Consider the following 24,676-nt stretch of genomic DNA (forward strand, 5'->3'; position numbering starts at 1 on the left):
CCTCACAAATACTTTTTGATATTACGGTTTTTTTGGGCGGCCTTTGTCTGCTCGCCAGTAACATGATCGAATGCCCCTAGGTGGCTTCCATCGCTTGAGCGATAGGCTTCCAATTCGCCGTGTGAGGAATCCCATTCATAGATTGTTCTGCCCTTAGCATCAAGCCAGCGATGTCGTAGGCCTCCACCTCCCTGTACGGGTGTCTTTTTGATTCCTCTCTTCAAGTCAGGAAAACCAACTATTTCTTGTGTTTTCGGGGCCGGATGATAGTCGTGGCCGGCCTCGGCCAGGCCCTTTCTACGAACACTCAGAACCGCATAAACCGGCCGAACCCCCGAATCTGCCGGAAACACCAGAATGAAATCTCTGTACTCCGGCGGATAGATCGGATCGACGATGATGCTGTCGGCCATCGGCGTCGGCGGGTAGATCCAGATGGGAGGCGCCTGTGGCGCCGCTTCCAGGGCGGGGATGCCCAGGGTGTCGGACGGATCGACGGCTGGCGTCCAGATCAGTTCGATGCCGTCGCCCAAGTCGGCGATGTAGTGGTCGGCGCGAGGAACCAGGTGAACGACGTCGACCATTTCCCAATCGCGGTTCTGGCCGGTATAGAAGCCATAGCCCTTGAGGCTGCCATCGGCCTGCTGCTCAATTTGCAGACGCATGCGGCAGCGGGCCTGTTTCAGGTCGCGTAGCTGTTCTTCGGAGTAAAGCGAGCTATCGCCGAGGCTGGAAGGCCAGAGCAAGGCAACCATGCCGGTTAACAGACCCGTGACGACGGTGCCACCGACCGTTGCCCCGGTTGCTTCAAGTGCGGTGCCGCCGAGAGCAAGCCTGCCCAATGACGCGGTTATCGTGCCGGCGCCAATCTGCTTGAGGGGCACAGTCCCCGATGCGTCAGCCCGTCTACCTCCGAGCCAAACCAGGTCGCCGTACTGCCTGACCAAGTCAGCCGGCACATAGCCGTTGGGGTTGCTGTAATCAATGACGCCGTCGGATAACTTGCAGCTCTTGGCGAATACGCTCCCGTTTATCGGCAGCGGCGCTTTATCGACCGTAGCCCAGCGTTCCTTTTCATAGGCGGCCTGCCGCGCAAGCATGGCTTCGTACTTCAATTGTCCGGCTTCACGCTCGGCCAATTCGCTGGGCGTCATGTCCCGATAGGTGATGTAGTGCCCGTCGCCGCCGGGCGGGTTCTTGACTTGGGGGATGTCTTTTTTGCGTGTCACAACCTAGAGAGTCTCGTCCAATAGAGGCAGGACAGACGCTAACGCGGGATCTATGGACAGAGTTGTAGGAGGTTTCCTGGAATGATTGTTCCGTTTTCCTAAATGCAGTAGATGCGGATGGTGTAGACCCGGAGGCTGTCAGATTTCTTGTGTATGGGAAAATAATGATCTGTCTGGTGCAGGCCCTTATTGTTCGAGTCGAGTGTGGAATGGCGAAACCGAAGAAGTTGACCTTTGCTCAGCAAAGTCACAATCAAAAATCTGACACCTTTCCCTGGCAAACATGCCTTGCAGTTAGAGTTCGTCAGCGGTAAGCGCTATAACGTAGACCTACGCAAATACATTCGCCAATTTCCGGTGCTCAAACCCTTGGAAAGACCTTGCTGTTCGCCACCGCCCAATTGGGCGAATGGGGTTTCGATGTGAGCTGGGGTGATGAGCTTGAACTCGCCGCTGTTACCTTGCACCGGTTGGCGTTGGAACAGGCCGGTGAGGTGATGCCTAGCTAAGCGTCCAAAGGCTGGTCACCTAGTGCAACCCGTCCAAACCTGGCGTGCTCATCCCGCGGCGTAATCGCCAATAAGCGATCCAAACGTATCTCCCGACGACCCTCCGCGGTTTCAACCTCAAGAAACTCCTCCCGCGTGCGAGCGGTACGCGTGGTGATCGCGCGGGCTGTCAGGCGTTGGCCGTCAGTCAGTTCGATGTCCAGCGTGTAGCCGTAGAGGCAGGCAATCTCCAGGTAGTCATGCAGGTCGCAGTTCAAGGGTTGATAGGTGTTCATCTCATTACCTCGGTGACCATGGCGGCGCTCACCCATTAGGACAACAGCGACCGAACAGGATGGCCCACCTGTCGGTCGCAAGGGCCCAGCGCGATTCAGCGTAGTTGATTCAACATCGTCTGCAATTGGCTAATGCGCGCCTCGTCGAGCGGGAATACCGGCAAGCGCGGATCACCGACTTCCAGACCAAGGCTGCATAGCCCCGCCTTGATGGTAGCGGGCAAGCCGCCCTTGAGGATGAAATCCAGCAGCGGCAATTGACGATAGAACAGCGCTCGGGCCCGGTCCAGGTCGTTGGCCAGCACGGCGTCATACAGGTCGAGGTTGAGCTGCGGGATCAGGTTTGGCGCTGCGGTGCACCAGCCTTTGGCACCGGCCACGAAGGCTTCCAGGGCCAGTGGGTTGCAACCGTTGTAGAACGGCACCTGGCCCTCGCCCAATAGCTGCAGCTTGTGCATGCGCTGGATGTCGCCGGTACTCTCCTTGACCATGGTGACGTTCGCCACCGCGTTGAAAATCCGCAGGATCAGCTCCACGGACATGTCGATGCCGCTGGTGGCCGGGTTGTTGTAGAGCATGATGGGCAGGTCGATGCTGGCGCCGATGGTCTGGTAATGGGCCAGGATTTCCGCCTCGCTCAGTTTCCAGTAAGAGGCCGGCAATACCATCACCGCATCGGCGCCCTTCGCTTGGGCAAAGCGTGCGCGACGTACCGCCTTGGCGGTGGTCAGGTCCGACACGCTGACCACGGTCGGCACCCGGCCGGCGATGCGGGCAATGCTGAACGCGCTGACCTGATCCCACTCCGCATCGCTCAGGTAGGCGCCCTCGCCGGTGCTGCCCAAAGGCGCAATGGCGTGGACGCCGCTGTCGATCAGGCGGTCGATGGACTGGCCCAATGCGTCCAGGTCCAAGCCTTGGCCGTCGGCGGAGAAGGGCGTGATGGTGTAACCAATGATGCCGTGGAATTTGGTAGACATGGCGTGTCTCCTAATGGGTTCAGTTCAGGCAATCGGCGTGTTGGCGCAGGTTCTGCCGGGCGTAGTAGTTGAAGGCGGCGGCGTGACGCTTCGGGCGGGCGATCCAGTCATGGGCTTCGCGGCCCAGGTGCGGCAGGATCGGTTTCACCTCGCCGGCGGCCATGGCCAGCAGTTGCAACTTCGCGGCGCGTTCGATCAGTTGGGCGATGTTGCAGGCTTCCTCCACCGTGGCGCCGGTGGACAACTGGCCGTGGTGGGAAAGCAGGATGGCGCGCTTGTCGCCCAGGGCGCCGGCGATCAATTCGCCTTCCTCGTTGCCCACCGGCACACCCGGCCAGCCCTCCAGGAACGCGCAGTCCTCGTAGAGCGGGCAGAGGTCCATGTGGGAAATCTGCAAAGGCACCTCCAGCATCGACAGCGCAGCGATGTGGGTCGGGTGGGTGTGGATGATGCAGTTCACATCCGGCCGGGCGCGGTAGACCCAGGTGTGAAAGCGGTTGGCCGGGTTGGGCATGCCGTGGCCCTCCAGCACCTCCAGGTCTTCATTGATCAGCAGCAGATTGCCGGCGGTGATTTCGTCGAAGCCCAGGCCCAATTGCTGGGTGTAGTAGGTACCCGGTTGCGGCCCGCGCGCCGTAATCTGCCCGGCCAGGCCTGAGTCGTGACCGTTCTCGAACAGGATGCGGCAGGTCAGGGCCAGCTTTTGTCGTACAGTCCACGTATTATCCGGCAGTGTTTTTTGCATCTGGTTAACAGCGTGCTGGACCAACTGGTCCTTGGGCGTCGCCAGTGTCTTGCTCATATCCGTTCTCCTGATTCGTTCTTTGACCGTTCTTGATCCGCGTCATGGAAGCTGCGAAGGGAAGGTGTTAATGACACAAAAAATACTATATGACACAAAGTGTCATTTGCAACCTTTGATTGTCCGTTTCCCAGGAAATGTTGGTTACCTATGTCCATTCGCTTGAAATTGCTCAGGAAAAAACTCGGCATGACACTGGACGTCCTGGCCGAGAAAACCGGGATGACCAAGAGCTACCTATCCAAGGTGGAGCGGGGCTTGAGCACGCCCTCCATCGCCACCGCGCTGAAGCTCGCCAAGGCGCTGAACGTGAATGTCGAAGAATTGTTCTCAGAGGAGAACGTCTCGCTCGACAGCTACAGCCTGGTGCGCAGCGAAGACCGGCGCTCGTTGGCGTCGAGCAGCGGCGGCTCCGAATACGCGGTCCTGGCCCATCAGGTTTCCGAGCGCAACCTGCTACCCTTCATCCTCTATCCGGCGACCGAATTCACGGCCCATCACGCGTTCAAGGAACACACCGGAGAGGAGTTCCTGTTCGTGCATGAGGGGCAGGTGGAAGTGGATTTCATGAACGAGCGCGTGCTGCTGAATCGCGGCGATGCCTTGCATTTCAACGCGCAGAAGCCCCATCGGTTGCGTTCGGTGGGGGATGTTCAGGCGCAGTTGTTGGTGGTGGTGCATAGCGATGAAGCGTCGGAGAAGGGCGAGGGCGCCTAGTGCGTCGCTTCGCCAAAATGGGTCGGGCTTGGGACAACCAAATCACTGGTAGGCAACGAGTGAGGGTTAAACGAGCTACCGAGCCTGATCAGCGTGGCCCAGGCATCGAACCACACGCCGCGAACCTTATGCAGGCGTTTGCAGGAGCAGGATTACCTACGAAAAAATAGTCAGTCCCATCCGGCCTATTAAAAAAACAAGCAACACTAGGAAGAAAACTCTTATAAAGCCGCTTCCATAACGCAGTGCCAAAAAGACACCGGTGAGCGAACCGGCGATATTGCACAGAGCAACCACGCCCCCTACCGCCCATAAGACATTCCCAGATGGAACAAAAAACATAAGTGCTGCGCTAAACGTGCCAAGATTAACCAACTTTGCCGATGCTGATGCGTTTAAAAAGTCGAAACCAAAAAACTTAACAAAGATGAAAAGCAGCAGACTACCGCTACCAGGGCCAAAGACACCATCATAGAAACCGATCAAGCCGCCAAGAAGAATACCTAACGCAATCTCCTTCGTTCCGCAGTGTTCGTTGGAGCCTACCAGCCCAAGTCTTTTTTCCTTGAAGGTATAAATAGCCATGACTATCAGGATGAAAAAGACAACAAATTCCATCAGCTTTTTGGGCGCAATGGATACTACGGCGGCCCCAAGGAAAGCAAAGACAAACGCTGAACACATGGTGGGAAGCATCAGCCTCCACACGATGGTAATTCGTTTCAGATAACTGAATATGGAAGAGGCATTTCCCGCCAGAACGGCAAATTTATTAGTCCCGAAAACTGTGGCCAGGCTTTGCTGGGGGAGGGCATGTAAAAGTGCTGGGACTTGTACAAGCCCGCCACCCCCTACCGCTGCATCTATCAAACCGCCGCAAAAGGCAAAAAAGCCCAGCGCGACCATAGCTTGATCAAAATCCATATAGGAGATCCTGTAGAAACTTGAATTTCCAAATCATGGCATTCCCTTAAGTTGAAACTGGTTTCACTTGGAGGTCGGTTAGCCTGCGACTTGTTGCAGGGGGTAATTGGAATTTTTCTGCGGCATAGTAAGTCTACGCATATGAGCTCAGGGCGTGGTGCATTGCCGCAAAAGCTTTTCCTACTCGTTCGTTGTAACTAAGCATAATTCCTTTTAATCGGTTTGGCTTAAAATTTATATCTACCGTTCGGCCATAGGCTTGTGCCGCGGCCAAAGCATGCAAGCCATGCTTGTTTTCCACTTCACCGGCATGACCCATTACATAACTTTTGGCGTTGCGAAAGCGCAAAGTATCCGCTCTCATGTCCGGATTAACCTCGAGTAACTTATTCTCTATGTGTTGAGCGATGAAATTATACTCCCGACCATTCCACAGCTCTGAAGAAATCGAAACCATCATGGCATCCAATATCGAACCCTTATGCGCCGCTGAGTTAAGGGGGGATTTATATTCCGCAACTCCAGTGTCATATAGAAACTGTGAAAATTCGTTACATTCGTTTAATTTATACTGATCTTCAACCCAAGCTGTTGCTCCAAAAGCTGATGTCATATATTCGTACATGCCATCGTGGCCTTGGTGTCCAAGCCCGAAATCGTCTTTCACAACTTCATGCATGTGTGCCATAACGTTGTTATAGCCAGCTCGCTTTTCAGCCGGTAAAGATATCGCGTCTGCTGATAACCGCATGATGATTTTAGCTGAAACTAAACTAGTGGTTTTGTGAGTTTCATTCCATCCATTGAAAAACATCAGAACAGTAGGGTCCACCGTTTGCTTTCTAAGGAAGGCTCTGAATGCGCTTTCAGTATGGAAATGGGCTTCTTGTGTAATTGGATGGCGAAGCACCTCAAGCATGGCATCTTGAAGTTCGGATATTTGCACTATGTGAGCTGGCGAGGGTTCCCTGCGGTGATTTTCAAATATGGTTCGTCCGGGAATTTTCAAGTTTCGTATGTGCTTGGGTAGTGACTCAACAAAAAACTCCCCAAACTCTTGCATGGACTTGCTTTCAAATATATCGAAGCGACGTTGCTGTGATGCTGAGTTCATAGGTATCTTTCCTTGAAAATGATCGAATTATTTAATGCTCTTGGATTGTTCTGATTTACCTTCCTTGAAAATCAGCTTCTAAATGTTAAGCGACTTGAGGGTGTGCAACAAGTGACTTATACTCAGCAAATAATTCACTTTAAGTGAGTAGTGGGATGGAGCTCTCTCAGCTAACTATGTTCAAGACCGTGGCCGATCAAGGTAGTATTGTTCGTGCTGCTGCACTGTTGCACTGTGTTCCGTCAAATATTACGAATAGGATTAAAATTTTAGAAAGGGAGCTTGGCGTTTCCTTGTTCATAAGGCAAGGAAGAGGGCTCGTCATCAGTCCTGCCGGTAAATTGTTTCTTGGCTACACGAATAGAATATTGTCCTTGTGTCAGGAGTCACAAAGAGCTCTCGATCCTATGGCTGCGCCCTCGGGAAGTTTGAGAATTGGCGCTATTGAATCGTCAGCTACAGGTAGATTGCCCAAGTTGTTGTCAAGGTACCATCATCTCTATCCTCTGGTGCAAATGCAATTTGGTACTGGCGATTGGTCGCACTTATTAATTGATGTGGTGAGCCATAAACTGGATGGGGCAATCATCGCTGTCAGACCTGAGCATCCGGATATTGCCGCTACTGAGATTTACAAGGAAGAGCTGGTGTTGATCGCTTCTGCGACGGCGGCGCGGATAAGTGAACCGCAGGATTTAAGTGGCATGGATATATTCATGTGGCCAGAAGGATGCCCGTATAGGGGATCGCTGGAAAACTGGCTGAGGATGCATGAGGTGTCGAGCTCCATAATTGATATAGCCAGTTATGGCACCATTCTTGGCTGCGTTAGCTCCGGTGCCGGAGCTTCCTTAGTTCCGAGGGGGATATATGAACAGTTCAAAAGCATTGGAAGTATAAGTGGGTATATGTTTGATGATTTGACGCCTATACAAAATTATTTTATGTGGAACAAGAATGTTAAAGTTCATCGCGCGAAGGACAAGTTTGTCGAACTGCTGATTGAAGAGTTTAAAGAAATGTGATGAAAATTTATACAAAGGTAGGTGGGGTGCCGATAGCGAGTACCTTTCGTTCACGTTGGAGCAAATGAAGTCGTTGCCCAAGACGTATAAGGTGGACGGCCAAGAGACTTCGCCTTTGACGGTGGCGCAATTTATCGGCCCCAGCATGCCCAACCTCAGAGATATCTACCCGGCAGGGGCATCGGGGCAGGCGCGCATCAATGAGGTGGAGAAGGACAGGATTGTCTTGGAGCAAAGAGCCCTGGACGGCAGGCTCTTCATGGTGACCACCCACCGTCAGGTCTCGCCCTAGAGCTCACAGCGCCTTGCGCCTTTGCCTACAACTACGCCAGAATCCGCCGGCTTGTGCGCCTGGGGTTGCGTCGGTAGTTTTGGACCTGTCACTGATGGTCAGTGATCGGGTTTAGCAGCTCGCGGTGAAACAGGTTGTGCAAGGCGTCATCCAGTCAGGATTTCCGATCCTGCACTTGATGGTGGCTGTGCGCAGGGCGTCCCCGGACGCGCCGGTTTCTTGTTTCCCCGGTCTGCTAACCTGCGTACAGCTACCTCCCATCGTTTAGCAGCGAGCGGGTGATGGCTCCTACTATAGGAAGCAAGACGATGGTAAAAGTTACTCCAAACCCTCCAGATACAGACGAACATGTCTCCCGCGCCCAGTCCGCGCGCAACAAGAAAATCGACGACGCTGCCACCCGAGCGTTGGATTTCTATCTGAACCCCAAGCCCGAGAAAGAAACGTCCGATAACCCCAACACCATTTTCCGCATCGCTTCTGATGTTGATTCTGAATGCCTGCTTGCCAGCCTTAGTGAGAATCTGGCATCAGCCAACGCCATGATCAGTGATTTGGCGTTTGATCTGGATGGGTCACGGCGGCATGTGGCGTTGGGGATTCAGCAGGTAATTGAGTTGAGCGAGTTGTTGGCGAATCGGGCGTTGGATATTGTTGAGGTAAGGTAGTCACTGAGCTTTTGCAGCTGTAAAAAGGTCTTGTTTGACAAGACCTTTTTACAGAGAAACCTGTACATCTCGTTTTCGAGGTTTTCCTGATGATGTCTATGGTGGGGTAAGTGCCGAAAGCTCAACCGAATATTTCCGAAAATTCATGTCTTCATAGTTCAAGTGCCCGTCTTCTACCGATTTAAAATAAACTAATTGTGCACTTGTCTTTTTGTCGGGATTAAGTCTGATAAATAATTTGTCGCCAGATTTATAATCCTTAAAATCATCTTCAGTCATCATGATTGTTTTCTCCATCTAAATTGCAATTTAGATCCAAGCAGCGAGGGATTCACGAATCGATAGATATTTTGGACCCATTGCTGCTCAAGACAAAAATAAACATAGGGCAGGCATACCCAACTGAATACTGTCAGGTATGACAGATGATTAGGTTGTTTGGGAGCAACCTTTACTCAAATTTGGCATGATTGATTATGACGTAAAGCGCATTACCGCACCTAGACAACACGAGCAATGCTTTCATTGCCGATAAGCCCACGAGCCGCCAGCTCTCGTAGTCGCTCTACAATCACCGTCCGCTCGATTTTGGGTGTCACCGGATCAACCATTTGATATTGACCGTCACCCCACATGGCTAACTGCCGAAGCCAAAAAGCCTGGATCGTCGGTTCGGCGTCCAACCGATCCAACAGGTACGCAGCTTGCTGCCATAGAGGCCGTAACTGGAGCAGCGCGCTTCGGCGTATGACGGAAAGGTCATGCCAATCCCGATCCATCTTGGTGTCTAACCCAGGCTTGACCAAAGCCCAAGGCTGGTCGCTGAGGCGGGCGATGGCTGCGTTAAAAACTCTGTTCGAGGGATCATCAAGCGCTTTGAGCAGTTCAGGCAGTTGAGCATCGGACACCGCGCCAATGGCAGCGCGCCTCACGGTGGGGTAACCAGAACGCAGCGCTTCTTTCTGCCACTGAGGATCCAGCTCAACATTGAGCTCTGCCGAAAGGCCCAGCACACCCAGCCAATCTCGCTTCTTGCTGGGCATACTTTGCTTCATCTGGTCAACGAGGACCGCATGTGGATCGATCTCACTGTTTGGTGCCGCCCAGCGCGCCAGGCTACGGATTGAGGCTGATGCATCGAGCAACGCCTCACACAAAATTGGACGAGGATCGCCCAGCAAAGGAAGAAGGGCGCGCAGCACCCAAACGCGAAATTTTGCACCAGGTTGAGACAAGGCTTCGAGTAGCAAGCACCGAGCTTGGGTGGTGGGCAATTTCAGGCAGGCGGGTACGGCCAGCAACCGTACGGTCACCTCACGGTGGAAGAGCGCGCTGCGTAGCAGCGCTTCAGGATTGGAGTCGCTTTCCAGCAAAAGCTCGAACAAATAGCGGGCAGCCTTACCGTGCCGCGTCAGAAAATTCGCCTGGACCTCATCTCGGATAACCGGCGACTGCAAAACAGCACGAGCGGCCTTGAGGGTTTTTCCATGGTCGGCCCGTTGACGTGCAGCTAACGCGATAAGCGGTTCCACCGCGAACAACAAGGCCTGGGCATGGGCAGGCGAAAGATAATGCTCCAGGCCGACCGCAGCTAAATCACGAATTTGAGGCACCCAGTCGTTCGACCGATCTATCATTGCGACCAATGCTTCAGGGGACGGCTGAGCGTACAGCTCTCTAACCGCGATCTCCCGAACGAAACCGTTGTAGTGATGACTGAGTTCAATCCAGCTACTGTGCGTCCCTGCGCCCGCGAGCGCCTCCAGTGCCTCGTTCCGACGATGATCAGCCCAAATGGACGTGGGTTTCTGCTTGTTCCTCAACCGGTCCAGCCAGAATTGCAATGTGCTCACGTTTCAGTCCCTTGTAGGCCTTGGTGCATGGCTGTCCTTATACCTCAGCTACGAGGTTTCGTATTGCCTCTGGGGTTTATTCTGAATGGCTACTGGTGAGCCTCAGAGAGAACCTGACCTGGATGGAAATTCAAGTTATTGGATCGAACGCCGATAGGATGCGCAAGAATTTATCCCCGAGGGACCGGAGCATGTTTTACCCACGTGAAGCTGAAAAAGATCATCTCTATAACCGCATCGTCCTGCTGACCATTGCTTGCATCTTGCTCTTGTTTCTAGCCTCACTGGCAAAACACTCAGGGACCATTTATGGCGCCATTCGGTGGACCCCTGTCGAGGTGAAAGGCACGGTGACGCAGCTGGAAGGCATCCCGATGAATCCCAACGGCGTCATCATTCATTACCGATATGTCGACGGGGATCAACAAGTTCATGAAGACGAATACTTTGACCAGCGCTACAACGAACATGATCAGTACACGGTAGGTGGAGACGTTCCACTGCTTTATTCCCGCTGGTTTCCCCAGGTCAGCAGCATCTCCAGCGAGCTGTACACCAATCGCGCCAGCTTTATCGTTATGGCGGGTGGGGTATTGCTGACGCTGTTGTTCCTGTGGATCTCCTTCAGGACGTTCGGGCGCATTTATGGCATGAAGCAGGAAGACCGCTTCTACTAGAACGGTTGTCGGTCATGGCTACCTTTTTATCCTGAGAGAAACCGGAGCGGTCAGAGAGACGTTTTGGAACTCAAAGGTCTCTTCGTTCAGGCGACACGTCATTCATGTCATCGGTATTTCTATCAATGAAAAAATTCTTTCTCGCGTTGCTCTCGGTCAGCCTGCTTTCCGGGTGTGTCACCAAATCTTTGAGTGTTGAAGACCGCCACCAGATCAAAACCATCAAGATCCTTCCTGTGTACTTTGCGGTGGAAAACTTCAAGTACACGAGCATGACCCAGGCTTGGGGGGCAGGACTGGGTGCCGGGGCAGGCGCAGCGACTGGCATGGCGGCTGGCGCATCGAGCACTGGCACGAGCGCATTGACGGGTGCCGGTTCGGTCATGGGCACCAAGGCGGCCGATGGCGCGACGGCAGATATCTCTCAAGCGATTTTGAACAACATGCAGGCCCACGGTATCGATCTGGGAAAACTGGTGCGTGAAAGCTTCGAGAAGCGCATTAAGCAAGAGGGTATGTTCACCCTCGTGGCGGAAGGCGAGAAAGCGGATGCCGACGTTGAAATCATGGTTTCGCAGTGGGGACTGAGTCTGAAAAACTACAGCTCCGTGCTTTACCCAGTCATCGGCGTTAACGGCTCCATGAAACGCAGCGGCACATCGGTTTGGCGCAACTTCAATACCATCTCGCCCTTCAACGAAAGCAACACCCTCGCCTACACCCCTGAGCAGTACGCCACCGATCCCGAAGCACTGCGTGCAGCGTTTTCCCGCGTATCTGATTTGGCCGTCGGCAAGCTGATAGAAGACCTGAAGCAGTAACTGCACAGACGAACCGGAGTGCTGTACGCCTCCTCATGGATTAGGAGCTATTAATGACCACTGTCTCGACACTTAAGCAGTACTCTGTAAAAAGCTGGGCCGCTCTTGTAGCAATTGTTGGCTTGATGGCGGGGTTCCCTACCATCTCATCCTGGTTAGCCGACATGAGGGCTGACTACTACAAAAGCCATTTCATTGGACGTTGGACCGAGGAGTTCAGCTATCCGAATGGCGACAGCGGTCAGTTCGAATTCAAAGGCATGATCGAATACGTCGCCAACAACCATTACAACGTGAGCGGCGTGGTCGCGTTGGTTGGCACAGAGCCTTCGAAACCCTATCGGCTCGAATACAGCGTCAATGGCGCGGGTAGCTGGAGCGCCGATAGTGAGTACCTTTCGTTCACATTGGAGCAAATGAAGACGTTGCCCAAGTCGTATACGGTGGACGGCAAAGAGATCTCGCCTTTGACGGTGGCGCAATTTATCGGCCCCAGCATGCCCAACCTCAGTGATATCTACCCGGCAGGGGCGTCGGGACAAGCGCGCATCAAAGAGGTGGAGAAGGACAGGATTGTCCTGGAGCAAAGAGCCCCGGACGGCAGGCCCTTCATGGTGACCACCCACCGTCAGGTCTCGCCCTAGAGCTCACATCGCCTTGCGCCTTTGCCTACAACTACGCCAGAATCCGCCGGCTTGTGCGCCTAGGGTGGTGTCGGTAGTTTGGACCTGTCACTGCTCATCAGTGATCGGGTTTAGTCGCCCGCCGTAGCTAAGTCGCTCAAGCGTCCGTCAGTCAGGTATCCCCATCCCTGCACTCGATGGTGGCTGTGCGCAGGGCGCCCTCGGGCGCGCCGATTTCTTAGCTCGTCGGTCGACTAACCTGCGTACAGCTGCCTCCCAATTCGTTTAGTCGCGAGCGGGTCGTAGCCTCAACCAAGAGAGCTAAGGTCATGGTCAAAATTACACCGAACCCCCCGGTTACCGACGAACACGTCTCCCGCGCCCAGTCAGCGCGCAACAAGAAAATCGACGACGCTGCTACGCGAGCCTTGGATTTCTATCTGAACCCCAAGCCCGAGAAAGAAACGTCTGACAATCCCAACACCATTTTCCGCATCGCTTCCGATGTTGATTCTGAATGCCTGCTTGCCAGCCTCAGCGAGAACCTGGCTTCGGCCAATGCCATGATCAGTGATCTGGCGTTTGACCTGGATGGGTCACGGCGGCATGTGGCGTTGGGGATTCAGCAGGTGATCGAGTTGAGTGAGCTGTTGGCGAATCGGGCGCTGGATATTGTGGAAGTGAGGTAAGGGCAAGTCGCTTGCCTGAGCAACAAAAGGGTCTAGCTTGGTAGACCCTTTTTTATGGCCGTGCCAAAGGATGTTTTGACCTGGCGACCGGCCGTCAGACGTGCGCTGCGCGCTCAAATACCTCATCAGCCCATTGGTTCAAGCTTTTTCCGGCGGTTTGAGCGGCAATGGTAGCGGCGGCATGCACTTCAGGACGAATGCGCAGCATCACCTTCCCAGAGGCAGGCTTCTCAGGGCTGACGCCTTGCTCGGCACAGTCCGCCAGATAATCCTCAACAGCACTGGCAAACTCGGCGCGCAGTTGCGTCACTGAGTCAGCGTGAAAGCTGATGATGTCACGCACGCCCAGAACTCGACCGACGAAAATGTCGTCACGTTCGTCAAACTCAACTCGGGCGGTATAGCCCTTATAGGTCATGCTATTCATAGCTCAACTCCTGCTCGCTGGAGAAATTCGCGAGCCTCTTCTACCTGATATTTCTTGGCTTCTTTGCCTGGGTGCGGCCGATGGCAGCGCCATTGGGCCCCTCGTAGCATGAGCTTGACCCGTGAGCCTTCGCGTTCCAACACTTGGCCGCCCAGATGAATGACCAATGCCTCGATGTCAGCAAACACTATCGCCGCGCTGGTTGGCGTGCGGTAGATCGCGTCAAGGGTTTTCCGGTGCCTGTTTTTCATACGGCGGATGCTATCAAAAGAAGATAGCACTATCTAGCCAGTTCGGAGGGCAAAGCAGGAAACGGTTCATCGCTCCATGGTCGTCGCGAACGCTAGTGCATCAAGGGCCTATGGCAATCCGAATACTGACACCTAAACAACCCGGCTAACGCTATCACCACCGATAAGGCCCAGCGCAGCCAGTTTCACCAGTCGTTCTGCAATCGCCATTCGTTCGACTTTCGGCGTGACCGGATCGACCATTTGATACTGACGATCGCACCACATCCTTAACTGCCGAAGCCAAAAAGCCTGGATCGTTGGTTCTGCGTCCAGCCTGTCCAACAGGTACGCCGCTTGCTGCCATAAAGGGCGGACCAAAAAGGGGACGGATTTATTTTCTTTTGCTAGCAATGGGTCGACACCTTCCCCCTTATTTCTATCCCGAAACGATAGCAGTTACGGACGTCTAACCACAGCTATCCAGCCCCGCCAACTAGCCACAACCCCAATGCACGCTTACCATCCCACCACCTCGTATTACCGCGGCTGCTGAACCCGGTACTCACGAGGAAAAAACCATGGAAAGACCCCATAGCTGGAGACGCGCGCAATCCCGCAAGCATAAGGGGCGCGAAGCGATTAACCCGCAGGACTCCAAGCCAGAAAAGAACTGGAAGCTGATCTACACCCGTGCCGACAAACTGCACCGGGCGCGTCAGCTCGGTATAAGCTATCCCATCCGCACCACCCGCCAACTGCTGGATCAAGAGTGACTAATCTCCTGTTCGTTTGCAGTCGTAACCAATGGCGCAGCCCTACCGGGGAGGCGATCTGGCGTCGACGTCCTGGCTTCAGCGCTCGTTCGGCTGGCACCAGCCCGAACGCACGCAAACCTATCGGCCCAGCGGATATCCGTTGGGCCGATGTCATCTTTGTGATGGAGCGCAAGCACGAGCATCGGCTACGGGCAGAGTATGCTCGGCTGCTTGAGCACAAACGGCTTCATGTTCTGGATATTCCCGATGACTATCGCTACATGGACCCTGAGCTAGTGGACGTGCTTGAGCGAGAGGTAACTTCGTACCTGGGCATTTGAGTATTTAGGGCAATCTTCACGAGCCGTCCTTCCCTCAATGGCTAGGCGAAACGGTCACCGGTAGAAGGTTGATCCCGCCGTGCTATCCCCGTTTGAGCAGCTTGGATACCCAGGTTGCAGCAAACCATGCAAATTGGCCGAAACCGACCAGTAGACGCTTCAGTACACGGAGACATTGACCCAGGCGATGCCGTGCCCCCCTAAGAACGCGACGCCTATCAGCCGCAGGCCGCGTATCAATCAAACACAGCTTGGTAGTCGCCAATGCCACTTTTGCGCCGACCGCTACGGCAACAGCCAGGAAATACAGCCAACGATGATTCTTGGCTTTGTCATGTTGGCTGACTAGCGCCGACAACTGCTTCAAGGAAGGCTTGGCGCCGGCGAGCCAGGGAATGATGCATTCGCTGGCCAAGGCTACAGTGTGGCTGCTGATGTTTATGTCTACGAGTCCTGGCGGACCATCAGGATTGACCGAGCAGTAGCCACGGGGGACGTACTCACAGGTGCTGGAGAGTGGCGATGAGCGCGACATACCGTTGGAAAAGTGCTTCACGGGGCACAACCTTTGGTTGTAGTCGTTGATCTCTTTGCGGATGGCGATCACATCCTCGTCGCTGATGGTTCTTCTAGTCGCGGCGTAGAACCCCTTGGACTCGTTCGGTGCGAAATCTATGAAGTAGCTGGCTTCACCTTCCTTGATGTAGGTAAAGGTCCATTGTGAAAAGCTGCTCCATCGGCATGACTTCAGGCTATCCAGGCCATTAGCTCTGCAGTAATCATCGTATCGCTTGATCTGGCTCAGCAGGAACGCGCTGGCGTCCTGAATGCTCGCTGTTGCTTCCTTCAGCAATGCGGCGTCTTCATTGGCGCCGTTGTCCGCCACGAAAAACACTGCTGCAACCAATGCCAGCGGAAACCAGAAGTGATCATATATTTGGCGGAAGCGGTCGGTGAGGTTGAGGTTGTCATAAATAAGAACCATGACGCCCCATCCGGCGAGGGCGCAAAGCATCAACAGGGGAATCAGCCCGACTTCGCTGCCCAGTTTCCCGACGCCATTGATGCTGTAACGGATGGGCAAGTAATTGATGTTTGGGAAAAGGCCCAGGCAGTTCAACGCACCCGGTAGGAGCAAGAGTACGAAGAATATGAGCACGCCTCGCTTCTTGCCCACTGTATAGGCCGCTGCTGCCAGCAAGGGAATCAGCAGCAGTGATCGCATCACCAGGTAGCCGAGCGTGAACATTAGTACTGCTTCATCGGGCGACCAGTAAGTTCCGGTGATTTGCCCTGCGTCGTTACGCCCGGTGAAAGTCGAAGATACGACGCCGAGGCCTTCCAGGATCTGGTGCAGATTGTAGGCAGCGCCGTGGAGAAATTTTACGTAAGGGTAGAGGAACCCCTCTATCGAAAACGACATCAATTTGAGTCCTTCAATTCTTTAGATCTTCCTTGGTTACGTGGAAAAGAGCGTGAAAAAGGCAGACAGCTCGTTGGCGAGTCAACCCGAGGCGGGCCGTGCCATAGCTGAGGTAAAACTTCATTCTCATTGCTGTAATCGGGGGGGGCATTCCAGATCGAGCAACCTGCGAATTCGATGCGCAATAACTTAGAGCTTTTTGCCTGGATAGCCAAAGGGCGGGGAAGGCGTGACCGCTGCAAACGTGCTATCCATCTCTGCTCGGTCGTAATCCAGTAAATACTTTTGATGCTGACAGTACAGCTGCCTGAGCAGCGTCCCGTTAGGCCCAACGACATCCATGCCTCTGTCGTCGTAGGGGAAGACCATTACGCGTTGCGGCAGGTTGAAGAGATACAAAGTGCAGTTGAGTTGCGGCTGGATCGGAGCAAGGTCTTTGGCCAAGGCTCCCCAAAGCAACGTTTCAAGGCGGGAGATAGGGAGTTTGAAAGCTACGTTAATCCAATACTCTGGCTGATCTTCGCTATACCACTCGTCTGCGGCTATATCCTCACGCCAGATTGAACGCGTAGAGGGAACGGGTATCCCGACTGATCGCAAGGCGCGAAGCTCTGGCCTGTGGATGAAATGACTTCCGTTAGAGTAAGCGCGCAGGCAGACGACGAGCTCGTCTTCACCGCGGAAAATGTCATTACAGATTCTTGTCGCTTTGCGGAGCGCGGTTAGAAACTGATCAATCACTCCGCCGGGCTCGGAGAGTTCAAAGCGCAGGCCGCCGGGATAGGAATAGAACAGTGGTCTGGCGAATGTGTTGCAGCCAAAGATCCGCTCGATTTCGATTTGTAGGTTCACGTGTGTCCTTGGCGGCTCTTCAACCGTTTCCATGGTTTGGATAATGCGATGGGATGTTACGGCGCCTCGGATAGTGGGTCGATAACCTTGAGTGTCGCACCGCTAGCCGTCGAAGCGTTCCCTGCGTTCAGTCGAACTCCACATTTGGCGCGAGCGATGGATGCTCAAGGCTCAAGTCTTCAAGGCACCGTTGCATAAGCTCAGCATCTTTCGGCAAGCGCCTGCACAACGCATCCCACCCGGAAATTCTCAGGTGCACGGGCATTTCTACCAGTCCTGTAATTGCGTCCCAGAAGGCATCCCAGTTACAGCCGTACCAGCCGGGAAATCCGAGCGCATCGCTCAAAGTGGTATGCAGTTCCTTGGCATTCATCACTCTGTTTAGGTCTATCTGCACGAGCTGTGGGCGGGTCATCGTCCGAACCTAAATAGCGTTGTTAAATCTGCAACGCGGAGCGTCGCGGGATGCGTTACCACGCGGAGCGTGGGAACGATCGGTGTCGTTCAGCTTCGGCATCTCGTTCACTGAATGTCTTTCAGATAACCCGTAAGCGCCATGAGCGGAGCATCAAACTGTTCCATCGTCGGCGCAGCACTGAAATCCGCCGCCAGCCGATTCAGCTCCCGCCCCAGCACCGTATCACCACCGCCAAGCGCTTGCAGGGCCAACCCAGGCAATGTTCCACCTTGTCCCGAATCCCTTCGACATCCCCCTTGCGCACCATCAACCCAAATACCTCCCGCTCATAATCCGCCATCAACGGATCATCCCGCAGAATCGGACTATGGTCCTCGGCTTCGTGAACCAGCTTGAGGCAGTAAAGGGCGACGGTTTCCAGCAGCAATTCCATGGGTTGAAATCCTTTGTAACCGGGGTGAGGGTTGGGGGTTAAGGGGTCAGGTACCAGGAGCCGTGAGGTGGTTCATCTTTGGGCATTGCAATGACCTTTTTGTGAGCGCGTTGCGCTCAAGCGGGGGCGAACTCACTTGCCACAGATTATTCTTCACCACAGGTTGGTATTTGGGGCCGCTTCGCGGCCCAGCGGGGATGAATCCCCTCGCCACAATGGATTGGGTGATGAGTTGGATCACGGCAAGGCCACTTTCCTGCAGACGAAAAAAAAGACCTTGAATTTCAAGGTCTTTCTTTAAGATGGTGCCCCGAGGGAGACTCGAACTCCCACTCCTTTCGAAAACGGATTTTGAATCCGCCGCGTCTACCAATTCCGCCATCAGGGCTCAATGGCGGCGAAGTATAGAGAGGTGCCTACCGTTGGTCAATCACGTTTCATGGTCAATTTTCGATATTTCCGCTAGACTTTCCGGCCCTGCTAGACGAACCCCATCATGCGTGTTGCTGACTTTACCTTCGAACTCCCGGATTCGCTGATCGCTCGCCATCCCTTGGCCGAGCGTCGTGCCAGTCGACTGTTGACCCTGGACGGGGTCAGCGGTGCCATGGCTCATCGTCAATTCACTGATTTGCTTGAGCATTTGCGCCCAGGCGACTTGATGGTGTTCAACAATACCCGGGTGATTCCGGCGCGGTTGTTTGGCCAGAAGGCCTCCGGCGGCAAGCTGGAGATTCTGGTGGAGCGGGTGCTGGACAGCCACCGGGTGCTGGCCCATGTGCGCTCCAGCAAGTCGCCCAAGCCGGGTTCGTCGATCCTTATCGACGGTGGCGGCGAGGCGGTGATGGTGGCGCGGCATGATGCGTTGTTCGAGCTCAAATTTGCCGAAGAAGTATTACCGCTGCTCGACCGTGTCGGGCACATGCCGTTGCCTCCTTATATAGACCGCCCGGACGAAGGTTCGGACCGCGAGCGTTACCAGACCGTGTACGCCGAGCGCCTGGGGGCGGTGGCGGCGCCGACGGCGGGGCTGCATTTCGATCAGCCATTGCTGGAGGCGATTGCCGCCAAGGGCGTCGAGACCACGTTCGTGACGCTGCACGTCGGCGCCGGCACGTTCCAGCCGGTGCGGGTGGAGCGCATCGAAGACCACCATATGCACAGCGAATGGCTGGAAGTGAGCCAGGACGTGGTCGATGCCGTGGCGGCCTGTCGCGCTCGCGGTGGTCGGGTGGTGGCGGTGGGGACTACCAGCGTGCGTTCCCTGGAAAGCGCTGCTCGCGATGGCGTGCTCAAGCCGTTCAGTGGCGACACCGATATCTTTATCTACCCGGGCCGGCCGTTCCATGTGGTCGATGCCCTGGTCACCAACTTTCATTTGCCTGAATCCACGCTGTTGATGCTGGTTTCGGCGTTCGCCGGTTATCCCGAAGCCATGGCCGCCTACAAGGCCGCCGTCGAGCATGGTTACCGCTTTTTCAGCTACGGTGATGCGATGTTCATCACCCGTAACCCCGCGCCACGCGGGCCCGAGGAAACAGTATGAGTCGCACCTGTCGCATGTCCTTCGAGTTGCTCGCCACCGATGGCAAGGCGCGTCGCGGTCGCCTGACCTTCCCCCGCGGTACGGTGGAAACCCCGGCGTTCATGCCGGTGGGCACTTACGGCACGGTCAAGGGCATGCTGCCACGGGACATTGAGGCCATCGGCGCGGAGATCATCCTGGGCAACACCTTCCACCTGTGGCTGCGCCCGGGCATGGAAGTGATCAAGGCCCACGGCGACCTGCACGATTTCATGCAGTGGAAAGGCCCGATCCTGACCGACTCCGGCGGTTTCCAGGTGTTCAGCCTGGGCGCCATGCGCAAGATCAAGGAGGAGGGTGTGACCTTCGCCTCGCCGGTGGATGGTTCCAAGGTGTTCATGGGCCCGGAAGAGTCGATGCAGGTCCAGCGCGACCTGGGTTCGGACATCGTGATGATCTTCGACGAATGCACCCCGTACCCGGCCGATGAAGACGTGGCGCGGGTGTCCATGGAGCTGTCGTTGCGCTGGGCCCAGCGCTCCAAGAACGCCCATGGCGACAACACGGCGGCGCTGTTCGGTATCGTTCAGGGCGGCATGCACCAGGACCTGCGCATGCGCTCCCTCGAAGGCCTGGACAAGATCGGTTTCGACGGCCTGGCCATCGGCGGCCTGTCGGTGGGCGAACCCAAGCACGAAATGATCAAAGTGCTGGATTATCTGCCGGGCCAGATGCCCGCTGACAAACCTCGTTACCTTATGGGCGTTGGCAAACCGGAAGATCTGGTTGAGGGTGTGCGCCGCGGGGTGGACATGTTCGATTGCGTGATGCCAACCCGTAATGCCCGCAATGGGCATCTGTTCATCGACACGGGTGTGCTGAAGATCCGTAACGCGTTTCATCGCCATGATGATTCGCCGCTGGATCCGACCTGCGACTGCTACACGTGCAAGAACTTCTCCCGCGCTTATCTGCACCATTTGGACAAGTGCGGCGAAATGCTCGGTAGCATGCTGAATACAATCCACAATTTGCGCCATTACCAGGTGCTTATGGCTGGTTTGCGCGAGGCTATTCAACAGGGTACATTGGCCGCCTTCGTCGAGGCCTTCTATGCCAAGCGCGGGTTGCCTGTGCCGCCCTTGGACTGAATTTTCCGATCCTAAGATTCAATACTTGCAACTGGAGTGCTAAATGAGCTTTTTTATCTCTAACGCCATGGCTGATGCCGCTGCTCCCGCAGCCGCGCCTATGGGTGGCGGTTTCGAGTGGATTTTCCTGGTCGGCTTCCTGGTCATCTTCTACCTGATGATCTGGCGTCCACAGGCCAAGCGCGCCAAAGAGCAGAAGAACCTGCTCGGCAGCCTGCAGAAGGGCGACGAAGTGGTGACCACTGGCGGCATCGCCGGCAAGATCACCAAAGTGGCCGACGATTTCGTGGTGCTGGAAGTGTCCGACACCGTTGAAATGAAGTTCCAGAAGGGCGCTATCGCGGCCACGCTGCCAAAAGGCACGCTGAAAGCGATCTAAGGTTTCAAACATCTCTTCAATCGACGGGGCGCGCAAGGCGCCCCGCGTCATAAGCGGGCGGCGTGATGCTGAACAAATACCCTCTGTGGAAATATGTACTGATCCTGGCGGTGCTGGCGGTCGGTCTGATTTATTCCGCTCCCAACCTCTACCCGGATGACCCGGCCATTCAGGTCAGCGGCGCAAGCACTGCCTTGCAGGTCACCCAGGCGGATCTGGACCGTGCGAGCGCGGCCCTCAAGACCTCCGGTATCGAAGTCAAGGCTGCATCTGTTGCCGAAAACGGCAAGGGCGGCCTGTTGCGCCTGGTCAAGGCTGGAGACCAGCTGCCGGCCAAGGACGTGGTGCGCAAGGCGTTGGGCGACGATTACGTCGTAGCCCTGAACCTGGCCCAGACCACGCCGCAATGGCTGCGCAAATTCGGCGCTCATCCGATGAAGCTGGGCCTGGACTTGTCCGGTGGTGTGCACTTCCTGCTGGAAGTGGACATGGACAAAGCCCTCGACGCGCGGATGAAAGTCTACGAAGGCGACGTCAAGAGCCTGTTGCGTAAAGAGCGCGTCCGCTATCGCAGCCTGCCGGCCTTCAACGGTGCCATTCAGCTGGGCTTCAGCGATGAAGATACCCGCGAGCAGGCCCGTGCGCTGGTCCGCAAGACCTTCAACGATTTCGACATTGTGCCGGCCGACCTCAATGGTCAACCGGTGCTGCGTCTGGCGATGACCCCGGCCAAGCTGGCGGAAATCCGCGAATACTCCATCAAGCAGAACTTGACCACTGTGCGTAACCGGGTCAACGAACTGGGTGTGGCCGAACCGATCGTGCAGCGCCAGGGCGCCAATCGCATCGTGGTCGAGCTGCCGGGTGTGCAGGACACCGCCGAAGCCAAGCGTATCCTCGGCAAGACCGCCAACCTGGAATTCCGCCTCGCGGCTGAGCCGGGTGCGTCCAAGGCCACTTCCGAGAGCTTCGAGTTCCGTGAGGGCAACCGCCCGGCGGCGCAGATCGAGCGCGGCCTGATCATCACCGGCGACCAGGTCACTGACGCCAAGGCGAGCTTCGACGAACACGGTCGTCCACAGGTGAACATCCACCTCGACGGCCACGGCGGCGAACTGATGAGCCGCGCCACGCGCAGCAACGTCGGTCGCAGCATGGCGGTAATCTTCATCGAGCAGAAGCCGGTCACCACTTACACCAAACAAGTGGTCGACGGCGTCGAGAAAGACGTCGCGGTGCAGGCGTTCAAGGAAGAGAAGAAGATCATCAGCCTGGCGACCATCCAGTCGCCACTGGGCAGTCAGTTCCGCATCACCGGTCTGAACGGCCAGGGTGAGTCCTCCGAGCTGGCCCTGCTGCTGCGCGCCGGTGGCCTGGCCGCTCCGATGTACTTCGCTGAAGAGCGCACCATCGGCCCGAGCCTGGGTGCGGACAACATCACCAAGGGTATCGATGCGTCGCTGTGGGGCATGCTGTTCGTGTCGTTGTTCATCATCGCCATCTACCGCTTCTTCGGCCTCATCGCCACTGTCGCGCTGGCGGTGAACATGGTGATGCTGCTGGCCCTGATGTCGCTGCTGGGCGCCACGCTGACCCTGCCGGGTATCGCCGGTATCGTATTGACCATGGGTATGGCGGTGGACGCCAACGTGCTGATCTTCTCGCGGATACGTGAAGAGATCGCCGCGGGCATGTCGATCCAGCGGGCAATCAACGAAGGCTTCGGCCGGGCATTCACCGCGATTCTCGACGCCAACCTGACCACGTTGCTGGTCGGCGGGATTCTCTTCGCCATGGGCACCGGCCCGGTCAAGGGCTTCGCAGTGACCATGTCCCTCGGGATCTTTACCTCGATGTTCACAGCCATCATGGTGACCCGCGCAATGGTCAACCTGATCTTTGGCGGTCGTGACTTCAAGAAGTTGTGGATTTAAGGGGCTGCCATGTTACGTACAATCAACTTCATGGGCGTTCGCAACTTCGCGTTCGGCGTCACATTGTTCCTCACTGCGCTGGCGTTGTTCAGCTGGGCCACCAAGGGCCTGAACTACGGCCTGGACTTCACCGGCGGTACGCTCATCGAGCTGACCTATGAGCGTCCGGCCGACGTGACCAAGGTGCGTGAGCAGTTGGTAACGTCCGGTTACCACGAGGCCATCGTGCAGAGCTTCGGCGCAACCACCGACCTGCTGGTGCGCATGCCGGGTGAAGACCCGCAACTGGGCCACCAGGTCGCCGATGCCTTGCAGAAGGCTGGTGGCGACAACCCGGCAAAGGTCAAGCGCGTCGAGTTCGTGGGTCCGCAAGTGGGTGAAGAGCTGCGCGACCAGGGCGGCCTCGGCATGCTGATGGCGCTGGGCGGCATCCTGCTCTACCTGGCCTTCCGCTTTCAGTGGAAGTTCGCGGTGGGCGCCATTGTCTCGCTGATCCACGACGTGGCCGTGACCGTGGGCATCCTGTCGTTCTTCCAGATCACCTTCGACCTGACTGTGCTGGCGGCGGTGCTGGCGATCATCGGTTACTCGCTCAACGACACCATTGTGGTGTTCGACCGGGTGCGTGAGAACTTCCGCGTGCTGCGCAAGGCCTCGTTGATCGAGAACATCAACATCTCGACCACTCAGACCCTGCTGCGGACCATGGCGACGTCGATCTCCACTTTGCTGGCGATTGCCGCGCTGCTGTTCTTTGGTGGTGACAACCTGTTCGGTTTCTCCATTGCGCTGTTTGTCGGTGTACTGGCGGGTACCTACTCGTCGATCTACATCGCCAACGTGGTGCTGATCTGGCTGAACCTGAGCTCCGAGGACCTGATTCCTCCGGCGGCTGCCGAAACGGAAGTGGACGACCGCCCGTAAGGCTCGTCGCTCCGTCCGTCACCGCTGAAAAGGCGCGAGTTGAACTCGCGCCTTTTTTTATGCTCCAAGGCTGGGAGAAGCGCGGATTATTCCGCTGGTGATACCCAGGAGGTTCAAGTGAACAAATCGATGCTGGTTGGTGCGGTATTGGGTGCTGTCGGTGTAACTGCCGGTGGTGCGGTCGCCACCTACAGCTTGGTGAAAAGTGGTCCTGAGTATGCGCAAGTACTGGCAGTGGAGCCGGTCAAGACTCAGATCAAAACCCCGCGTGAGGTCTGCAAGGACGTCACCGTGACGCGGCAGAAGCCGGTCCAGGATCAACATCAGATCGCCGGTACCGTGTTGGGCGCCGTGGCGGGTGGCCTGTTGGGTAACCAGATCGGTGGCGGCACCGGCAAGAAAATCGCCACCGTGGCGGGTGCGGCCGGTGGTGGTTATGCCGGTAACAAGATTCAGGAAGGCATGCAGGAACGTGACACGTACACCACCACCCAAACTCGCTGCAACACCGTCAATGACATCAGCGACAAAGTGGTTGGCTATGACGTGCGCTACATGCTCGACGGCAAGGAAGGCAAGGTCCGCATGGACCGCGACCCGGGCAACCAGATCCCGGTGAGCAAGGAAGGCCAACTGATCCTGGGCCAGAACCAACCGGCGCAGTGATCTCAATGTTTTGAAAA

At 55.8% G+C, this 24,676-nt stretch carries 31 protein-coding genes, 1 tRNA gene and 1 pseudogene; 17 read left to right on the forward strand and 16 right to left on the reverse strand.

The window, feature by feature from the left end:
• Positions 1 to 2 precede the first annotated feature (2 nt).
• Positions 3 to 1,229, reverse strand: a complete 1,227-nt coding sequence (locus LOY35_RS04975; protein ID WP_258631137.1) for a colicin E3/pyocin S6 family cytotoxin — start codon at positions 1,227 to 1,229, stop codon at positions 3 to 5.
• Between the two features lie 380 nt (positions 1,230 to 1,609).
• Between LOY35_RS04975 and LOY35_RS04980 the strand changes: the two genes are divergently transcribed.
• A complete protein-coding gene (locus tag LOY35_RS04980) occupies positions 1,610 to 1,738 on the forward strand; it encodes a hypothetical protein (RefSeq protein ID WP_258631139.1) in 129 nt (42 codons plus the stop codon).
• Here the strand turns inward: LOY35_RS04980 and LOY35_RS04985 are convergent.
• From LOY35_RS04985 to LOY35_RS04995, 3 genes are all read right to left on the reverse strand, one after another.
• Positions 1,735 to 2,013 (reverse strand): Rho-binding antiterminator, encoded by a 279-nt coding sequence (locus LOY35_RS04985; protein WP_258631141.1) that lies wholly within the window; start codon positions 2,011 to 2,013, stop codon positions 1,735 to 1,737. The genes LOY35_RS04980 and LOY35_RS04985 overlap by 4 nt on opposite strands.
• A 95-nt stretch (positions 2,014 to 2,108) precedes the next feature.
• Positions 2,109 to 2,993: a dihydrodipicolinate synthase family protein gene (locus tag LOY35_RS04990; protein ID WP_258631144.1), complete on the reverse strand. Its 885-nt coding sequence runs from the start codon at positions 2,991 to 2,993 to the stop codon at positions 2,109 to 2,111.
• Between the two features lie 19 nt (positions 2,994 to 3,012).
• Entirely contained in the window at positions 3,013 to 3,795 is a 783-nt protein-coding gene (locus LOY35_RS04995; protein WP_258631145.1) for an aldolase, read from the reverse strand.
• Positions 3,796 to 3,945: 150 nt separating this feature from the next.
• Here LOY35_RS04995 and LOY35_RS05000 point away from each other — a divergent pair, with 150 nt between their 5' ends.
• Entirely contained in the window at positions 3,946 to 4,512 is a 567-nt protein-coding gene (locus LOY35_RS05000; RefSeq protein ID WP_258631146.1) for a helix-turn-helix domain-containing protein, read from the forward strand.
• 156 nt (positions 4,513 to 4,668) lie between these two features.
• Here the strand turns inward: LOY35_RS05000 and LOY35_RS05005 are convergent, their stop codons facing one another.
• Both LOY35_RS05005 and LOY35_RS05010 read right to left on the reverse strand, forming a co-directional pair.
• Complete coding sequence (locus tag LOY35_RS05005; RefSeq protein ID WP_258631147.1) at positions 4,669 to 5,436, reverse strand: TSUP family transporter; 768 nt, start codon at positions 5,434 to 5,436, stop codon at positions 4,669 to 4,671.
• A 133-nt stretch (positions 5,437 to 5,569) separates the two neighbouring features.
• On the reverse strand, positions 5,570 to 6,550 hold the full coding sequence (locus tag LOY35_RS05010; RefSeq protein ID WP_258631148.1) for a hypothetical protein: 981 nt from the start codon (positions 6,548 to 6,550) through the stop codon (positions 5,570 to 5,572).
• A 155-nt stretch (positions 6,551 to 6,705) separates the two neighbouring features.
• Here LOY35_RS05010 and LOY35_RS05015 point away from each other — a divergent pair, with 155 nt between their 5' ends.
• The 3 genes from LOY35_RS05015 (at position 6,706) to LOY35_RS05025 (ending at position 8,535) form a co-directional block, all read left to right on the forward strand.
• The gene (locus tag LOY35_RS05015) at positions 6,706 to 7,575 is read left to right on the forward strand and encodes a LysR family transcriptional regulator (protein WP_258631149.1); all 870 of its coding nucleotides are present in this window, start codon (positions 6,706 to 6,708) and stop codon (positions 7,573 to 7,575) included.
• Positions 7,576 to 7,639: 64 nt separating this feature from the next.
• The gene (locus LOY35_RS05020) at positions 7,640 to 7,867 is read left to right on the forward strand and encodes a hypothetical protein (protein WP_258631150.1); all 228 of its coding nucleotides are present in this window, start codon (positions 7,640 to 7,642) and stop codon (positions 7,865 to 7,867) included.
• 308 nt (positions 7,868 to 8,175) lie between these two features.
• Positions 8,176 to 8,535, forward strand: coding sequence for a DUF6124 family protein (locus LOY35_RS05025; RefSeq protein WP_258631151.1), 360 nt, complete (start codon positions 8,176 to 8,178; stop codon positions 8,533 to 8,535).
• 96 nt (positions 8,536 to 8,631) lie between these two features.
• On the opposite strand, the gene LOY35_RS05030 is transcribed toward LOY35_RS05025, so the two are convergent.
• Both LOY35_RS05030 and LOY35_RS05035 read right to left on the reverse strand, forming a co-directional pair.
• Complete coding sequence (locus LOY35_RS05030) at positions 8,632 to 8,817, reverse strand: hypothetical protein (RefSeq protein WP_258631152.1); 186 nt, start codon at positions 8,815 to 8,817, stop codon at positions 8,632 to 8,634.
• Positions 8,818 to 9,035: 218 nt separating this feature from the next.
• Positions 9,036 to 10,388 carry an ATP phosphoribosyltransferase regulatory subunit gene (locus LOY35_RS05035; protein ID WP_258631154.1) on the reverse strand — a complete coding sequence of 451 codons (1,353 nt, stop codon included), beginning with the start codon at positions 10,386 to 10,388 and terminating at the stop codon, positions 9,036 to 9,038.
• A gap of 191 nt (positions 10,389 to 10,579) precedes the next feature.
• Between LOY35_RS05035 and LOY35_RS05040 the strand changes: the two genes are divergently transcribed.
• The 4 genes from LOY35_RS05040 to LOY35_RS05055 all read left to right on the forward strand — a co-directional run bounded on the left by LOY35_RS05040 (position 10,580) and on the right by LOY35_RS05055 (position 13,198).
• Positions 10,580 to 11,065 carry a DUF3592 domain-containing protein gene (locus LOY35_RS05040; RefSeq protein WP_258631155.1) on the forward strand — a complete coding sequence of 162 codons (486 nt, stop codon included), beginning with the start codon at positions 10,580 to 10,582 and terminating at the stop codon, positions 11,063 to 11,065.
• A 125-nt stretch (positions 11,066 to 11,190) separates the two neighbouring features.
• Positions 11,191 to 11,886 (forward strand): hypothetical protein, encoded by a 696-nt coding sequence (locus LOY35_RS05045; protein WP_258631156.1) that lies wholly within the window; start codon positions 11,191 to 11,193, stop codon positions 11,884 to 11,886.
• Between the two features lie 53 nt (positions 11,887 to 11,939).
• On the forward strand, positions 11,940 to 12,530 hold the full coding sequence (locus tag LOY35_RS05050; protein ID WP_258631157.1) for a hypothetical protein: 591 nt from the start codon (positions 11,940 to 11,942) through the stop codon (positions 12,528 to 12,530).
• 308 nt (positions 12,531 to 12,838) lie between these two features.
• Positions 12,839 to 13,198: a DUF6124 family protein gene (locus LOY35_RS05055; RefSeq protein ID WP_041023403.1), complete on the forward strand. Its 360-nt coding sequence runs from the start codon at positions 12,839 to 12,841 to the stop codon at positions 13,196 to 13,198.
• A gap of 94 nt (positions 13,199 to 13,292) precedes the next feature.
• On the opposite strand, the gene LOY35_RS05060 is transcribed toward LOY35_RS05055, so the two are convergent.
• The 3 genes from LOY35_RS05060 to LOY35_RS05070 all read right to left on the reverse strand — a co-directional run bounded on the left by LOY35_RS05060 (position 13,293) and on the right by LOY35_RS05070 (position 14,269).
• Entirely contained in the window at positions 13,293 to 13,625 is a 333-nt protein-coding gene (locus LOY35_RS05060) for a type II toxin-antitoxin system HicB family antitoxin (RefSeq protein WP_258631158.1), read from the reverse strand.
• Positions 13,622 to 13,876, reverse strand: a complete 255-nt coding sequence (locus tag LOY35_RS05065) for a type II toxin-antitoxin system HicA family toxin (RefSeq protein WP_258631159.1) — start codon at positions 13,874 to 13,876, stop codon at positions 13,622 to 13,624. Before LOY35_RS05065 ends, LOY35_RS05060 begins: the two co-directional genes overlap by 4 nt.
• A gap of 132 nt (positions 13,877 to 14,008) precedes the next feature.
• Positions 14,009 to 14,269, reverse strand: a complete 261-nt coding sequence (locus tag LOY35_RS05070) for a hypothetical protein (protein ID WP_258631161.1) — start codon at positions 14,267 to 14,269, stop codon at positions 14,009 to 14,011.
• Between the two features lie 167 nt (positions 14,270 to 14,436).
• On the opposite strand from LOY35_RS05070, the gene LOY35_RS05075 reads away from it, so the two are divergent.
• Together LOY35_RS05075 and LOY35_RS05080 are read left to right on the forward strand one after the other, a co-directional pair.
• Positions 14,437 to 14,631, forward strand: coding sequence for a hypothetical protein (locus tag LOY35_RS05075; protein ID WP_258631163.1), 195 nt, complete (start codon positions 14,437 to 14,439; stop codon positions 14,629 to 14,631).
• On the forward strand, positions 14,628 to 14,954 hold the full coding sequence (locus LOY35_RS05080; RefSeq protein ID WP_258631165.1) for a low molecular weight protein tyrosine phosphatase family protein: 327 nt from the start codon (positions 14,628 to 14,630) through the stop codon (positions 14,952 to 14,954). Before LOY35_RS05075 ends, LOY35_RS05080 begins: the two co-directional genes overlap by 4 nt.
• 82 nt (positions 14,955 to 15,036) lie before the next feature.
• On the opposite strand, the gene LOY35_RS05085 is transcribed toward LOY35_RS05080, so the two are convergent.
• From LOY35_RS05085 to LOY35_RS05105, 5 genes and pseudogenes are all read right to left on the reverse strand, one after another.
• A complete protein-coding gene (locus LOY35_RS05085) occupies positions 15,037 to 16,377 on the reverse strand; it encodes a hypothetical protein (RefSeq protein ID WP_258631167.1) in 1,341 nt (446 codons plus the stop codon).
• A gap of 189 nt (positions 16,378 to 16,566) precedes the next feature.
• Complete coding sequence (locus tag LOY35_RS05090; protein WP_258631169.1) at positions 16,567 to 17,229, reverse strand: DUF3885 domain-containing protein; 663 nt, start codon at positions 17,227 to 17,229, stop codon at positions 16,567 to 16,569.
• Positions 17,230 to 17,356: 127 nt separating this feature from the next.
• Positions 17,357 to 17,644 (reverse strand): barstar family protein, encoded by a 288-nt coding sequence (locus tag LOY35_RS05095; RefSeq protein WP_258631170.1) that lies wholly within the window; start codon positions 17,642 to 17,644, stop codon positions 17,357 to 17,359.
• A gap of 107 nt (positions 17,645 to 17,751) precedes the next feature.
• A pseudogene (locus LOY35_RS05100) lies at positions 17,752 to 18,080 on the reverse strand (hypothetical protein).
• 303 nt (positions 18,081 to 18,383) lie between these two features.
• Positions 18,384 to 18,468, reverse strand: a tRNA-Leu gene (locus tag LOY35_RS05105).
• A gap of 108 nt (positions 18,469 to 18,576) precedes the next feature.
• Between LOY35_RS05105 and queA the strand changes: the two genes are divergently transcribed.
• The 6 genes from queA (at position 18,577) to LOY35_RS05135 (ending at position 24,659) form a co-directional block, all read left to right on the forward strand.
• Complete coding sequence (gene queA, locus LOY35_RS05110) at positions 18,577 to 19,626, forward strand: tRNA preQ1(34) S-adenosylmethionine ribosyltransferase-isomerase QueA (protein WP_024777035.1); 1,050 nt, start codon at positions 18,577 to 18,579, stop codon at positions 19,624 to 19,626.
• Between the two features lie 14 nt (positions 19,627 to 19,640).
• Entirely contained in the window at positions 19,641 to 20,756 is a 1,116-nt protein-coding gene (gene tgt, locus LOY35_RS05115) for a tRNA guanosine(34) transglycosylase Tgt (protein ID WP_162843649.1), read from the forward strand.
• A 43-nt stretch (positions 20,757 to 20,799) separates the two neighbouring features.
• A complete protein-coding gene (yajC, locus tag LOY35_RS05120; protein WP_024777037.1) occupies positions 20,800 to 21,135 on the forward strand; it encodes a preprotein translocase subunit YajC in 336 nt (111 codons plus the stop codon).
• A gap of 65 nt (positions 21,136 to 21,200) precedes the next feature.
• On the forward strand, positions 21,201 to 23,069 hold the full coding sequence (gene secD / locus LOY35_RS05125; RefSeq protein WP_258631172.1) for a protein translocase subunit SecD: 1,869 nt from the start codon (positions 21,201 to 21,203) through the stop codon (positions 23,067 to 23,069).
• A gap of 9 nt (positions 23,070 to 23,078) precedes the next feature.
• Positions 23,079 to 23,993: a protein translocase subunit SecF gene (secF, locus tag LOY35_RS05130; protein ID WP_258631173.1), complete on the forward strand. Its 915-nt coding sequence runs from the start codon at positions 23,079 to 23,081 to the stop codon at positions 23,991 to 23,993.
• Between the two features lie 117 nt (positions 23,994 to 24,110).
• Complete coding sequence (locus tag LOY35_RS05135) at positions 24,111 to 24,659, forward strand: glycine zipper 2TM domain-containing protein (RefSeq protein ID WP_258631175.1); 549 nt, start codon at positions 24,111 to 24,113, stop codon at positions 24,657 to 24,659.
• Positions 24,660 to 24,676 lie beyond the last annotated feature (17 nt).

Source organism: Pseudomonas sp. B21-028, from assembly GCF_024749045.1.
Classification (GTDB): Bacteria; Pseudomonadota; Gammaproteobacteria; order Pseudomonadales; family Pseudomonadaceae; genus Aquipseudomonas.

Bases quoted from the DNA above. Each gene is read 5' to 3' on its own strand.
- queA (WP_024777035.1), top strand. From the start codon at position 18,577: ATGCGTGTTGCTGACTTTACCTTCGAACTCCCGGATTCGCTGATCGCT.
- LOY35_RS05005 (WP_258631147.1), bottom strand. From the start codon at position 5,436: ATGGATTTTGATCAAGCTATGGTCGCGCTGGGCTTTTTTGCCTTTTGC.
- LOY35_RS05040 (WP_258631155.1), top strand. From the start codon at position 10,580: ATGTTTTACCCACGTGAAGCTGAAAAAGATCATCTCTATAACCGCATC.
- secD (WP_258631172.1), top strand. From the start codon at position 21,201: ATGCTGAACAAATACCCTCTGTGGAAATATGTACTGATCCTGGCGGTG.
- yajC (WP_024777037.1), top strand. From the start codon at position 20,800: ATGAGCTTTTTTATCTCTAACGCCATGGCTGATGCCGCTGCTCCCGCA.
- LOY35_RS05000 (WP_258631146.1), top strand. From the start codon at position 3,946: ATGTCCATTCGCTTGAAATTGCTCAGGAAAAAACTCGGCATGACACTG.
- tgt (WP_162843649.1), top strand. From the start codon at position 19,641: ATGTCCTTCGAGTTGCTCGCCACCGATGGCAAGGCGCGTCGCGGTCGC.
- LOY35_RS05025 (WP_258631151.1), top strand. From the start codon at position 8,176: ATGGTAAAAGTTACTCCAAACCCTCCAGATACAGACGAACATGTCTCC.
- LOY35_RS05010 (WP_258631148.1), bottom strand. From the start codon at position 6,550: ATGAACTCAGCATCACAGCAACGTCGCTTCGATATATTTGAAAGCAAG.
- LOY35_RS05055 (WP_041023403.1), top strand. From the start codon at position 12,839: ATGGTCAAAATTACACCGAACCCCCCGGTTACCGACGAACACGTCTCC.
- LOY35_RS05060 (WP_258631158.1), bottom strand. From the start codon at position 13,625: ATGAATAGCATGACCTATAAGGGCTATACCGCCCGAGTTGAGTTTGAC.
- LOY35_RS05075 (WP_258631163.1), top strand. From the start codon at position 14,437: ATGGAAAGACCCCATAGCTGGAGACGCGCGCAATCCCGCAAGCATAAG.
- LOY35_RS05095 (WP_258631170.1), bottom strand. From the start codon at position 17,644: ATGACCCGCCCACAGCTCGTGCAGATAGACCTAAACAGAGTGATGAAT.
- LOY35_RS05045 (WP_258631156.1), top strand. From the start codon at position 11,191: ATGAAAAAATTCTTTCTCGCGTTGCTCTCGGTCAGCCTGCTTTCCGGG.
- LOY35_RS05020 (WP_258631150.1), top strand. From the start codon at position 7,640: ATGAAGTCGTTGCCCAAGACGTATAAGGTGGACGGCCAAGAGACTTCG.
- secF (WP_258631173.1), top strand. From the start codon at position 23,079: ATGTTACGTACAATCAACTTCATGGGCGTTCGCAACTTCGCGTTCGGC.
- LOY35_RS04985 (WP_258631141.1), bottom strand. From the start codon at position 2,013: ATGAACACCTATCAACCCTTGAACTGCGACCTGCATGACTACCTGGAG.
- LOY35_RS05065 (WP_258631159.1), bottom strand. From the start codon at position 13,876: ATGAAAAACAGGCACCGGAAAACCCTTGACGCGATCTACCGCACGCCA.
- LOY35_RS05085 (WP_258631167.1), bottom strand. From the start codon at position 16,377: ATGTCGTTTTCGATAGAGGGGTTCCTCTACCCTTACGTAAAATTTCTC.
- LOY35_RS05030 (WP_258631152.1), bottom strand. From the start codon at position 8,817: ATGATGACTGAAGATGATTTTAAGGATTATAAATCTGGCGACAAATTA.
- LOY35_RS04990 (WP_258631144.1), bottom strand. From the start codon at position 2,993: ATGTCTACCAAATTCCACGGCATCATTGGTTACACCATCACGCCCTTC.
- LOY35_RS05050 (WP_258631157.1), top strand. From the start codon at position 11,940: ATGACCACTGTCTCGACACTTAAGCAGTACTCTGTAAAAAGCTGGGCC.
- LOY35_RS05015 (WP_258631149.1), top strand. From the start codon at position 6,706: ATGGAGCTCTCTCAGCTAACTATGTTCAAGACCGTGGCCGATCAAGGT.
- LOY35_RS04995 (WP_258631145.1), bottom strand. From the start codon at position 3,795: ATGAGCAAGACACTGGCGACGCCCAAGGACCAGTTGGTCCAGCACGCT.